14 protein-coding genes and 1 pseudogene are annotated in these 12,042 nt (G+C 36.9%); 12 read left to right on the top strand and 3 right to left on the bottom strand.

What is annotated here, in order from left to right:
- Position 1 precedes the first annotated feature (1 nt).
- The 5 genes from yhbY to TR08_RS09700 are packed head-to-tail and all read left to right on the top strand — an operon-like array spanning position 2 to position 2,546.
- Positions 2-292, top strand: coding sequence for a ribosome assembly RNA-binding protein YhbY (gene yhbY, locus TR08_RS09720; protein WP_045517783.1), 291 nt, complete (start codon positions 2-4; stop codon positions 290-292).
- Between the two features lie 16 nt (positions 293-308).
- Positions 309-878, top strand: a complete 570-nt coding sequence (locus tag TR08_RS09715) for a nicotinate-nucleotide adenylyltransferase (RefSeq protein ID WP_045517782.1) — start codon at positions 309-311, stop codon at positions 876-878.
- Complete coding sequence (yqeK, locus tag TR08_RS09710) at positions 868-1,434, top strand: bis(5'-nucleosyl)-tetraphosphatase (symmetrical) YqeK (protein ID WP_045517781.1); 567 nt, start codon at positions 868-870, stop codon at positions 1,432-1,434. Before TR08_RS09715 ends, yqeK begins: the two co-directional genes overlap by 11 nt.
- A 3-nt stretch (positions 1,435-1,437) precedes the next feature.
- Complete coding sequence (gene rsfS / locus TR08_RS09705) at positions 1,438-1,794, top strand: ribosome silencing factor (protein ID WP_045517780.1); 357 nt, start codon at positions 1,438-1,440, stop codon at positions 1,792-1,794.
- Positions 1,791-2,546 (top strand): class I SAM-dependent DNA methyltransferase, encoded by a 756-nt coding sequence (locus TR08_RS09700; protein WP_045517778.1) that lies wholly within the window; start codon positions 1,791-1,793, stop codon positions 2,544-2,546. Before rsfS ends, TR08_RS09700 begins: the two co-directional genes overlap by 4 nt.
- Before the next feature lie 53 nt (positions 2,547-2,599).
- Here TR08_RS09700 and comER read toward each other — a convergent pair whose 3' ends face one another.
- Positions 2,600-3,424: a late competence protein ComER gene (gene comER / locus TR08_RS09695; RefSeq protein ID WP_045517776.1), complete on the bottom strand. Its 825-nt coding sequence runs from the start codon at positions 3,422-3,424 to the stop codon at positions 2,600-2,602.
- Positions 3,425-3,511: 87 nt separating this feature from the next.
- Here comER and TR08_RS09690 point away from each other — a divergent pair, with 87 nt between their 5' ends.
- The 3 genes and pseudogenes from TR08_RS09690 to TR08_RS09680 all read left to right on the top strand — a co-directional run bounded on the left by TR08_RS09690 (position 3,512) and on the right by TR08_RS09680 (position 7,072).
- A complete protein-coding gene (locus tag TR08_RS09690) occupies positions 3,512-4,138 on the top strand; it encodes a helix-hairpin-helix domain-containing protein (protein WP_052427401.1) in 627 nt (208 codons plus the stop codon).
- A gap of 78 nt (positions 4,139-4,216) precedes the next feature.
- Positions 4,217-4,663: pseudogene (locus tag TR08_RS09685) on the top strand (ComE operon protein 2); the annotation flags it as partial.
- 75 nt (positions 4,664-4,738) lie between these two features.
- A complete protein-coding gene (locus TR08_RS09680; protein ID WP_045517772.1) occupies positions 4,739-7,072 on the top strand; it encodes a DNA internalization-related competence protein ComEC/Rec2 in 2,334 nt (777 codons plus the stop codon).
- A 68-nt stretch (positions 7,073-7,140) separates the two neighbouring features.
- Here the strand turns inward: TR08_RS09680 and TR08_RS30910 are convergent, their stop codons facing one another.
- On the bottom strand, positions 7,141-7,275 hold the full coding sequence (locus TR08_RS30910; RefSeq protein WP_045517769.1) for a YqzM family protein: 135 nt from the start codon (positions 7,273-7,275) through the stop codon (positions 7,141-7,143).
- Positions 7,276-7,585: 310 nt separating this feature from the next.
- On the opposite strand from TR08_RS30910, the gene holA reads away from it, so the two are divergent.
- Complete coding sequence (gene holA, locus TR08_RS09670) at positions 7,586-8,602, top strand: DNA polymerase III subunit delta (protein WP_045517764.1); 1,017 nt, start codon at positions 7,586-7,588, stop codon at positions 8,600-8,602.
- A 170-nt stretch (positions 8,603-8,772) separates the two neighbouring features.
- On the opposite strand, the gene rpsT is transcribed toward holA, so the two are convergent.
- Positions 8,773-9,033: a 30S ribosomal protein S20 gene (gene rpsT, locus TR08_RS09665; protein WP_045517762.1), complete on the bottom strand. Its 261-nt coding sequence runs from the start codon at positions 9,031-9,033 to the stop codon at positions 8,773-8,775.
- A gap of 212 nt (positions 9,034-9,245) precedes the next feature.
- On the opposite strand from rpsT, the gene gpr reads away from it, so the two are divergent.
- From gpr to TR08_RS09650, 3 genes are all read left to right on the top strand, one after another.
- Complete coding sequence (gene gpr / locus TR08_RS09660; RefSeq protein ID WP_045517761.1) at positions 9,246-10,382, top strand: GPR endopeptidase; 1,137 nt, start codon at positions 9,246-9,248, stop codon at positions 10,380-10,382.
- A 93-nt stretch (positions 10,383-10,475) separates the two neighbouring features.
- Entirely contained in the window at positions 10,476-11,666 is a 1,191-nt protein-coding gene (spoIIP, locus tag TR08_RS09655; RefSeq protein ID WP_045517755.1) for a stage II sporulation protein P, read from the top strand.
- A 19-nt stretch (positions 11,667-11,685) separates the two neighbouring features.
- Positions 11,686-12,012, top strand: a complete 327-nt coding sequence (locus tag TR08_RS09650; protein ID WP_045517753.1) for a DUF3679 domain-containing protein — start codon at positions 11,686-11,688, stop codon at positions 12,010-12,012.
- Positions 12,013-12,042 lie beyond the last annotated feature (30 nt).

The following is a 12,042-nucleotide window of genomic DNA, read 5'->3' as shown; positions in this document are numbered from 1 at the left end:
AATGTTAACAGGTAAACAAAAAAGATTTTTAAGATCCAAAGCACATCATCTAGACCCGATTTTCCAAGTAGGAAAAGGCGGAGTAAATGAAAATATGATAAAGCAAGTGGCAGAGGCGTTAGAGGCAAGAGAACTTTTTAAAATAAGTGTTCTGCAAAATTGTGAAGAAGATAAAAACGTTGTGGCAGAGCAGCTTGCTGAAGGAACAGGTGCTAATATTGTCCAAATAATTGGAAATACTATAGTACTTTACAAAGAATCGGTGGAAAAGAAACAAATTTCACTTCCATAGTAAAGGAGGGTTCATCATGACAAAGGTTGGGATTTTAGGAGGGACATTTGACCCGCCTCATTATGGTCATTTGTTAATTGCTAATGAGGTACTCTCCAAACTTAATCTTGATGAAATTTGGTTTATGCCAAACCAAGAGCCTCCTCATAAAAAGAAATCGGACTCAGTTGAAAATCTAGATCGGTTACAAATGCTTGAGCTTTCTATCAAAGGAAATCCGGCATTTAAAATCGAAAAAAATGAGCTTGAGAGATCGGGTCCATCTTTTACTGTCGATACCATGAAGATATTAAATGATCGATATCCAGATCATCAATTTCACTTCATCATCGGTGCTGATATGATAGAATACCTGCCTAAATGGCATAAAATTGATGAACTGATTAAGCTCGTCAATTTTGTTGGTGTGGAAAGACCGGAATACAGTATAAAAACAGATTATCCTATCACTTATGTAGATGTACCAGCATTTGATGTTTCGTCAAGTATGATAAGAGAGAGAGTACAATCAGGCATGACGGTTCGCTATTTATTACCTGATCCGGTCATCGATTTTATTAGGGAGAACCACTTATATGGAACGTGAAGAGGCATTAAAAATTGTAAAAGAACAGTTGACTGACCATAGATATCAGCATACATTGGGTGTCATGGAAACTGCTATAGCTTTAGCTAAACAATACGGTGCAGATGAAAAAAAAGCAGAAGCAGCGGCAATCTTTCATGACTATGCAAAATTTCGTCCTAAGGATGAATTGAAACAAATCATTTTGTCGCAAAAATTTCCTCAGAATTTACTCGAATATAATTCAGAGTTGTGGCATGCACCTGCAGGAGCCTATTTAGTGGAAATGGAAGCAGGAATTAAGGATAAGGAAGTATTGGAGGCAATCCGCTATCATACTTCAGGAAGATCAGGAATGACCCTGCTGGAAAAAGTAATCTATTTAGCAGATTATATTGAACCAGGTCGCCATTTTCCTGGGGTCGATGAGGTTAGAGCCTTAGCAAAGGTGGATTTGGACACCGCATTAATACAAGCGGTTAAAAATACAATCCTATTCTTACTGAAAAAGAATCAACCGGTTTATCCGGACAGCTTCCAAACATATAATGATCTCGTAATGAGACAGGAGGATTGATTAATGTCTAATCAAGAATTATTAAAAATTGCAGTAAAGGCTGCAGATGACAAAAGAGCTGAAGATATTCTAGCACTCAATATGCAGGGAATCTCCTTAATTGCCGATTATTTTATTATTTGTCACGGAAACTCTGACAAACAGGTCCAGGCGATTGCAAGAGAAATTAAAGAAAAAGCAGAAGAAAAAGGATATAATGTGAGAAGAATGGAAGGCTTTGATGAAGCTACATGGATCTTAATTGATCTTGGTGATGTGGTTGCGCATGTATTCCATCGAGATGAAAGAAGCTACTACAAGTTAGAACGCTTATGGGGCGATGCACCGTTAGAGGATATTCGCAGTGAGTTAACAACATGAGCTATGAGCAGTTTGCCTATCTTTATGATGAGCTAATGCAAGACGCTCCATATGATGCATGGGTAAGATTTGTTAAGGGAAAATTGGATAAATATCAAGTAGATGGTAAAAATCTACTTGATTTGGCGTGTGGTACAGGAGAGCTCTCCGTTCGTTTTGCTAAGGAGGACTTTTCTGTTACTGGTGTAGATTTATCTGCCGATATGCTTGCGGTCGCACAGGCAAAAGCACAGGAAGAAGGATTGCTTATTCCTTTTTTTGAGCAGGACATGGCAAGTTTAGAAGGACACGAGGAATTTGATATTATCGGGATTTTTTGTGATTCCTTAAATTACTTGCAATCTGATGAAGACGTGAGACAGACTTTTACCTGTGTCTATAGTCATCTAAAAGATAGCGGCATATTCTTTTTTGATGTCCACTCAATTTATAAAATTTCTCAGCTTTTTATCAATCAAAGCTTTACGTTAGCAGACGATCATTTATCCTACATTTGGAATAGCTTTGCTGGTGATTTACCAAATAGTGTAGAACATGAATTAAGCTTTTTTGTTTTCGATGAACAGACTGGAAAATATGATCGTTTTGATGAGCTTCATTATCAAAGGACGTACCCTGTTCAACAGTATTTAGCATGGTTAGAACAAGCTGGTTTTGAATTGCTGGAGATTAGTGCCGATTTCGATAATAAAGAGCCGCAAGAACAATCAGAAAGAATATTTTTCATTGCAAGAAAAAAGCCTTCTTTTTAAAAAAGATGGCTTTTTTTTGAAAAAAATAAAGGAATTTGTATTATCTTAGCGAATTAATGTTTATAGAACTGCAAATTAACCTTTTCTAGGTCTTCATTAAACTTAGTATGTGTTGCTTGAAGAATATGTTCAAAGAGGTCTCCAAGCTCTTCCTCCATCACTTTAATGCCCTCACCTGTGATACCACCCTTAACACAAACTTTTTCTTGTAATGAAGGCAATGTATAATGCCCTTGTTTTATTAACTCCCCGAGACCAACAATCATTTCACTTGCCATTACTGTAGCCGTTTCTTGATCGATTTCAGTTTCTTTTACCGCGGCAAGGATAAAACGCTGCAGAAGATAACTGAAAAATGCTGGACCACAACTAACAATATCAGATGCCACTCTTGTTATTTTCTCATCAATTTTTACAGGTACCGAAATCTTCGCAAATAAACTCTCCACTTTTGTTTTCCAATTTTCACTGCAATGTTCACCATACGTTATCAGAGAAACTCCCGCTAATGCTCGATTTGTAATGCTCGGAATAACTCTGATTACCGAACAGGCTGTTTTTTCTTCGAGTTGATTTGTATCGATAGGACTTGTGATCGAAATGATACATTTTCTATTATTCAAATGTGGATTAATCTCATTGATAATTTTAAATACATCCAGTGGTTTCACACAAATAAACACCAAATCGGATTGAGATGCCACTTCTGCCGCATTTTCCCCAACCCTTAAATTCTTATATTTATCTTTAAGCAGCATCGCTTTGGTTTTTGTTCTATTTGTTATAACCATTGAAGAAGGGGAAACTGCTTTTCCATCGATTAAAGCCTCGACCAAAATTGTCCCCATATTACCGGTACCAATGATACCAATTTTCATTATTCCGACCCTCCTTCGCATGCAGATTCTCTAATAACAATATGAAATTCGATAGTGAAATATACCAATTGAAAGGATGGATTCATTTTGAAGGACTGGATGTATGAGCATAAGATTTATGTCATTATTACTGCTATAATCGCTTTTGGAGCCATTTTTTATTTCTTCGAAGAAAGCAAATCTTCAATAAGTAATGTAGAAAATATGGTCCCGCCAGAAATAACGGACGTTAAGGATACCCAACCACAACAAAACCAAATACAAGCAACTGAAAGCATTATTGTCGATGTAAAGGGTCAGGTAAAAATGCCAGGTGTATATTCATCTAGTCAAGGAGAAAGGGTGATAGATGTTATTCAGCGTGCCGGAGGTTTAACGGAAAACGCCGATGAAAGCAAGGTGAATTTTGCAGAGCATGTTCAGGATGCAATGGTTATTTATATCCCTGCTATGGGAGAGGAAGGAAATATCCCAGCAGGTATTACTGGTAATCCTTCGGACACTGGAGGCGCTAAACAAGGGAAAATGAACTTGAATAAAGCAGATGAAAGTGAATTACAAAGACTTTCGGGAATTGGTCCTTCAAAAGCAGCAGCCATTATAGAATATAGGGAAACCAATGGCCCGTTTAAGAGTATTGAAGATTTGAAAAATATAAGCGGGATTGGTGACAAAACATTCGAAAAGCTGAAAGACTTAATTTCTGTTCAATAAGAAATTTAATTGACCTTTTAAAGTCTCTAATATTACACTTAAGGAAGAAATAAATCGAAATTTGGAGGAGTGGAGAAAGTGGAGCGCATTTCATGGGATCAATATTTTATGGCTCAAAGCCATTTGCTGGCATTAAGAAGTACATGCATGCGGCTAACAGTGGGAGCAACGATTGTCAGAGATAAGAGAATCATTGCAGGTGGTTATAATGGTTCAATTGCTGGTGGAGACCATTGTATCGATAAAGGCTGTTATGTTATAGATAATCATTGCGTAAGGACGATTCATGCAGAAATGAATGCCCTTTTACAATGTGCTAAATTTGGTGTACCTACAGCTGAAGCTGAAATTTATGTAACTCATTTTCCATGCCTGCAGTGTTGTAAAGCAATTATCCAAGCTGGGATTAAAACAGTTTATTATGCAGAGGATTATAAGAATCATCCACACGCAGTGGAGTTATTTCATCAAGCAAAAGTAAAGACTGAAAAGGTAGAATTAAAAGAATCAGTCATTGATTTACGTAAATTAAATCAATAATCCCCAAAAATAGCGCCGGTCTCCCGGCGTTAAATACTCCCCTAAAAAATGGAGAACTCTATGAATGATAAATATTTTTACTTTGCGATCGCTGCGTTATTCGGTGTATCAACCTCCCTATTCTCTTTTCTTTCGTTCTTTCTTTTTACCATCATTTACCTTTTTCTCCTTTACAGATATAAGAAGTTTACAAACTCTCAGCTGGTATTCGTTATCTGCATTTTTATTACTTTTTTTCTCACCGGTCAACATGCCGTAACAAATAATAAAACTAAACTGTCAGATAGCATATCGACCTTTTATCTACAATATACAGAGAACACAAAGGTTGATGGTGATTTGCTCCAGGTTACGGCACTGGATAGAAAGAATAAAGAAAAGCTATTAATACGCTATAAAATCAAATCTGAGGAAGAGAAAGAGGAACTAAAAGACACCAACTTTTATGGGCGTTTATGTCAAGTAACAGGACAATTAACAGATCCCTCTATTGCCAAAAATCCGAATGCTTTTAACTACAGTAAATACTTAGCCAGTAAACAAGTTTATAAGATTGTCGAAATAGAGAATCATCCCTTAAAGAAATGTTCTGTAGTTAAATCAACTCCCTTAACCAAGATTAAAGAATTACGTTTTAAAGGCATACATTACCTCGAAAAAAGCTTTCCACCTGAAATTGCTGCCCTTTCAGCTGCTTTAATATTTGGGGATAGGAGTATGTTTAACCCAGATATTTTAATGGATTATCAAAGGACAGGCATTGTTCATTTACTGGCAATATCTGGCCTTCATGTTTCCTTATTAATCGGAATGGTATTTTATTTAGGAATTAGGATCGGGTTGACTAGGCAGTTCATGATGGATTTTCTTCTTGTTATTTTGCCGATATATGCCATATTAACCGGTACTTCACCATCCGTTATTCGGGCAGTGCTAATGCTGTTCCTTGTTTTATTTATTTTAAGATGGAAGAAACAATTAAAACTTTCACCGGTTGATGCCATTAGTCTCACACTAATGATTTATGTATTTTTTACTCCGCTGATTATATTAGATGCAGGATTTCAGCTATCATTTTCTGTTAGCTTTGCCATTATTTTATCTTCCTCCAGCATTCTACCTCGGTATCCACTAATTATTTCGGCGATGGTTGTCACATCCATTATTGCTCAACTCGCAGCGCTTCCGATATTACTGTACCATTTTTTTGAAATTTCCTTTATTAGTGTTGCAGCCAATCTCCTATATATCCCGCTCTTTTCGTTTGTTTTTCTCCCTGGTTTATATCTCTTGTTTTTTATTCAGCTTGTTTTTGATAATACTCCGTCCATTCTAATCAATTTATTTATGAAAATCATTACCTTAGCCAATGGTCTAATTGACCAACTTGCAGACATATCTTTTGCACAGCTCGTTACAGGAAGACCCAATTGGCTAAACTTTATTATATATTTGCTGATTATCCACATTATTTTTTTATTATGGGAAGCAGGTTTACAGCAAAAAAGGCAGCAAAAGGTCATACTTTTAGCGATTGTCTTATTTACGTTTCAGAACGTTTGGAATTGGGTAAATCCGTTTGGGGAAGTCACAATGATTGATGTCGGGCAAGGTGATAGTATTTTAATCCATTACCCATTTGGTCATGGTACCTATTTAATTGATACGGGCGGAACGATTCGATTTGAAGAGGAAGAATGGAAAAAGTCTGAAAAACCATTTGAAGTTGGGAGAGATGTAGTAGTCCCTTTTTTAAAGGGAAAGGGAATTACAAAATTAGATAAACTGATTCTTACTCATGGTGATAGTGATCATATTGGTGGAACTTTTTCTATTTTGAAAGAAATCGAAGTAAAACAGATCATAATGCCCTCTGTTGCTGAACCTTCAAAAACAGAATTAGAAATCATTCAGGAGGCGAATAAAAAAGGAATTCAAGTGGTAAAGGTTGCTGAAGGGAGTCGATGGAAAAATAAAAAAGGCCAATTTTATATTTTAAGCCCTGAAAAAAATTATCAAGGTGAGCGGAATAGTGGATCTATCGCGATTATGGCAAACATTGGAGGGCTTAAATGGTTTTTTGGTGGTGATCTTGATCAAGAGGGGGAAGAAAGGATAATAAAAAAACACCCCAATTTGAATATTGATGTCTTAAAGGCTGGTCATCATGGCAGTAAAACTTCAAGCAGTGAGATATTTGTCAACAATATTAAACCATCTATTTCCTTAATTTCTGTTGGTGAGAGAAATCGCTATGGTCATCCTCATAGCGAAGTGTTAGAACAACTATCGAATACAACTATATTTAGGACTGATATCCATGGGGCAATTACCTACAGGTTTTATCACGAGAGTGGAACCTTTTCTTCCATTTTACATAAGATAAAGCAATAGCTCATCGCAAAAACATAAAAGAGACTGCAAGGATTGCAGCCTCTAGCCATTCATTATGTAGCATTGCATTAGGATCCGATAATTTTAATAACTGTTGCAATAATAAACATTGTAGCAAAAAAACCAAAAGAAACGATAAAGCCTACACCAGAATCAATTGCGTCGTTGCGTTTACTTTGCACATTCTTTTCAAATTCATTCACAATATACCCCTCCTATTTCACATTATAGTATAAGTGATTTTATTTAAAAAATCCAGCATGCTTTGAATATCTACTTCCTATATTGACAAGAGTTGACACAAATACTTTAATCCAAAAAGGTGACACTAAATTTACACAAGGAACTCCGCCAAGCAATTAAATAATCCTAGGTTTTTGATTGCAGGCGTTCATTATAGATCGGGAATTGGCGCTTTTTAAGAAAAGCGTCAATTCCCTTTTAACACTTGTCAAATTGTCCAAGCTTCATTACGATAGATAATGGAACGTGAATTGAAAGGGAGCTTGGATAATGGTACTAGATATTTGGAAACAAATTAAACAACGGGAAATTGCTCCCATTTATTTATTATATGGTACAGAAGCATTTTTAATCAATGAAACAAAACAATTGCTGCTTAATCAGGTTTTAGATGAGGAAGAGAAGGATTTTAATTTTACTGCTTATGATTTAGATGAAACACCTATTGAAACTGCTCTAGAAGATGCAGAAACCTTCCCTTTTCTAGGTGAGAAGAAAGTGATTTTTATACATAATCCTAAATTCTTAACGGCTGAAAAGTCAAAAGAAAAAATCGACCATAATCTCGCACGGCTTGAAGCGTATCTAAAAGAACCAGCACCCTATACTGTCATCGTTATCTCAGCACCTTATGAAAAGCTGGATGAACGAAAAAAAGTTACCAAAGAATTAAAGAGAACGGCCGTTACCGTAGAGGCTAAAAAATTAAATGAACATGATTTAAAAAATTGGGTGAAAGAAAGAGCAAAGCTTAATGGCATTGTCTTTGACCCTGAGGCGCTTGATCTGTTAATTACTTTAGTGGGAACCAATATGTTTATGATTACCAACGAAGTTGATAAATTAGCGTTATATGCAGCAGAGGAAAAACAAATTGATGCGGCAATGGTTGAGAGGTTAGTTTCAAGATCACTTGAACAAAATATTTTTACGCTTATTGAAAAGGTTGTTCAACGAAAGCCTGAGGATGCTCTTAGAATTTATTATGATTTGTTAAAACAAAATGAGGAACCGATAAAAATATTAGCATTGCTTGCTGGGCAATTCAGGTTAATATATCAAGTAAAAGAGCTCTCGCGGAGAGGTTATGGGCAACAGCAAATCGCTGGTTTTTTGAAAACTCATCCCTTCCGAGTAAAGCTGGCTGCAGGGCAAGCCAATAAATTTACGGATGAAGAATTGACCAATCTAATGACGATGCTTGCAAATGCAGACCACCAGATGAAAACTGGCGGGATGAATAAGTCATTACTAATTGAAATGTTACTGTTTAAAATAAAACGATAAAACAAAAAAACGATTCCAATTGGGAATCGTTTTTGCGTTCTCTTATTATTGTCTAGCTCCAGGCGCCATCAGCTCGAGGTCAGAAGCCAATCCGTCTGGAAGGTTAAAGAGCAACCTTCCAGACGGGTCGTCTTCTGCTTGTCGACGATTACGGGCGCCTTCCGCTTTTCTTATAAAGAGTTAGCTTTTTTAGCAAGACGTGATTTTTTACGGGCAGCAGCATTTTTATGGATAAGTCCTTTAGCAGCAGCCTTGTCTAATTTACTAGCAGCAGCGGCGAATACTTCTTTAGCAGCAGCACCGTCGTTAGTAGCAACAGCAGCTTCTACTTTTTTCACAGCAGTACGCATTGCAGACTTTGCAGTTGTATTTTGAGCATTACGAGCTTCGCTTGTTTTTACACGCTTAATAGCAGATTTAATGTTAGGCATTATATTCACCTCCTACAAAGAATCGAGATTATATGAACTCGACTTTACCTTCATTCACAATTAATCAGAACAAAAGATATTTTATCAAACCCAACCCATTATTGCAATACTAGATTATTTACATATAAGAATAAACTTGAATGTTTTAACGGAAAAGGGGCAAAAATAGGAAATAGTTTCTAGTTAGAAATTATGGATGGGAGCGATTTAAAATGCAGGAGAACTTGAACAACGATATCGACTTAAGCAAGTACTCAATTAGAACGGATTTAGCGATTGAAGCAAGAGAAATGGTCATTGCTGGTAAAGAAGGGACAGTAAACCAAGAGGCGAACCTCTCCCAAATTGAAGGTGTCATTATAAAAGAAAAAGATATAGACGATATAAAAATCTCGTTAGTTGAGGTTACTGAAGCAGGAGCAAAACAACTCGGTAAAAAAACAGGACGCTATTTAACTCTCGAAGTACAAGGGATAAGACAGCAGGATACCCCATTACAACAAAAGGTTGAGGAAATTTTTGCAAAAGAATTTGGACATTTCTTAGAAGGAACTGGTATCAAAAAAGATGCCTCTTGCCTCGTTGTGGGTCTAGGAAATTGGAATGTTACTCCTGATGCACTTGGCCCAATGGTTTGTGAGAACCTATTAATCACCAGGCACTTATTCGAATTGCAGCCAGAACATGTAGAGGAAGGCTATCGTCCAGTTAGTTCCTTAGTTCCAGGCGTTATGGGATTAACCGGAATTGAAACCAGCGATATCATCTTCGGAGTAGTGGAAAAAACAAAGCCTGATTTTGTCATTGCTATAGACGCATTAGCAGCAAGATCGATTGAAAGGGTTAATTCTACCATACAAGTTTCTGATACAGGTATACACCCAGGATCTGGAGTAGGTAATAAAAGAAAAGAATTAAGTAAAGAAACATTAGGAGTTCCGGTCATCGCTATTGGTGTTCCGACCGTTGTTGACGCTGTTTCGATTACAAGTGACACGATTGATTATATCCTCAAGCATTTTGGGAAGGAGCTAAAGGAAGGGAATCGTCCTTCAAAGGCACTCGCACCAGCAGGTATGACATTTGGAAAGCGAAAAAAACTTACTGATGATGACCTTCCAGAAGACAAGCATCGTCAGACTTTCCTAGGGATGATTGGGACATTAGAAGAGGAAGAAAAACGTAAATTAATATATGAGGTCCTCTCCCCTTTAGGACACAATTTAATGGTAACCCCTAAGGAAGTGGATGTTTTTATTGAAGATATGGCTAACCTGATTGCGAGCGGTTTGAATGCGGCTCTCCACAGCAATGTTGATCAAGGAAATGCAGGCTACTATACAAGATGATGTTCAGTGACCACCTCACAATTGCGAATAATGGTTCTAGCAATTCTAGTAATGTCATAAGTATTTACTAGAATCAAATTGAGAGGTGGAACCATGAAATCTACTAGGAATTCCGGATTGTTTTTGACAGTGCAAGGGACGAATCTAATAAAAGTAACCTCTTTTATCTTATTGTTTATGTTATTGGTGTTTTCCATCAGTGGGCTTTTAACATCGTTAAAGCCCCAGTTTAGACCTATGTCAGCATCTGTTAATACAGCTGCAAATCAAGTGAATGGGAAAATGCTCTATCAACTAATGGCTTGGGAGAATCATCATTTTCTATCCATAGAAGATAATTTAACAGCGAGCCCCAAATTAACCAACTTAATTTTTAAGCTTTCAAGCAATATTAATTTAAATGACCCACGAAGTCTTTTAGGCAGGGAGCTTCCCGGATTTTTTCAATTTGATGGAAAAATCGTAGTTGCTGGTGAAGGTTCGAATTATACCAATATGCCAATGGAGTCTGCACCGCCAATAGAAATAATGAAAGCGGAGCGCGAGGCTTCCCTGCAAAATTTAGAGGGAATTGATGAAGGTACGGAAAACGGATCACCATCAAAGCCGCAGCTCACAACAGGTGATAAAAAGGCAGTACATCTCTACTTTACTCATAATCGCGAGTCCTATTTACCCTATTTACAGGGGGTAACCGATCCTAACCTTGCTTATCATTCACAGTTGAATGTCACTAAAATTGGTGATCAATTAAAAGCTGGTTTAGAGGCGAGAGGAATTGGTACATCCATTGATAAATCTGACGTAATGGGGTCTGTAGAAATGGCTGGTGCGTATTCAAAATCAGGTGAATTGGTTCGGGAAACACTGGCAACAAACAGTGATATTCACTATTTAATTGATATCCATCGAGATGCCAGACGCAAAGATAAAACAACGCCTATTATTAATGGACAGGCCTATGCACAGTTAGTTTTTGTCGTCGGTGGAAAAAACCCTAATTATGAAAAAAATCTAAAATTAGCAACGGACCTCCATAATTTATTACAAGAAAAATACAAAGGAATTAGTTGGGGAGTCTTGATGAAAAAAGACGCTGGCTCAAATGGAGTTTACAATCAAAATCTCTCTGAAAATGCTTTATTAATTGAATTTGGCGGTGTTGATAATACCTTCGAAGAGTTAAACCGTTCAGCTGATGCACTTGCAGATGTGTTTAGTGAATACTTCTGGCAGGCAGAGAAAGTAAATTATGATGTAGAACAATCATCGGATAAACAATAGAAGTAAAGGAGCATGTCATATGAAAATGTTCATGCTGAAATTTTTTTGTATAGTGGCGCTTATGTTCATTTCGGTGTTAGCCGGAATGCAATTAGCTAATGACGGTATTCATAAAATGAAGGGCTATGATGACCCGAACTTTCAAAATGCTGTTGCATTAGATGACAATGGTGAGCATGTTAAGGCAACTTTTTTGGGAAATGAGATATCGAGCCACGACATTGATGAAAAGAAAAAGAAGCTAGAGGAAATAAGTGCCTTTAATCTATTTTCCTCAATGGGAAAGAAGATTTCTGAAGGTGTTTCCAATGCTTCGGAAAAACTTATTAATCTTATAACTGAATAATAATTGCTGGCGGTACCTATTGTGGATGCC

This window comes from Neobacillus niacini (genome assembly GCF_000759675.1).
Classification (GTDB): Bacteria; Bacillota; Bacilli; order Bacillales; family Cytobacillaceae; genus Neobacillus; species Neobacillus niacini_A.
The sequence above is the reverse complement of the archived record's forward strand: the minus strand, read 5'-3'. Positions and strand labels throughout refer to the sequence as shown.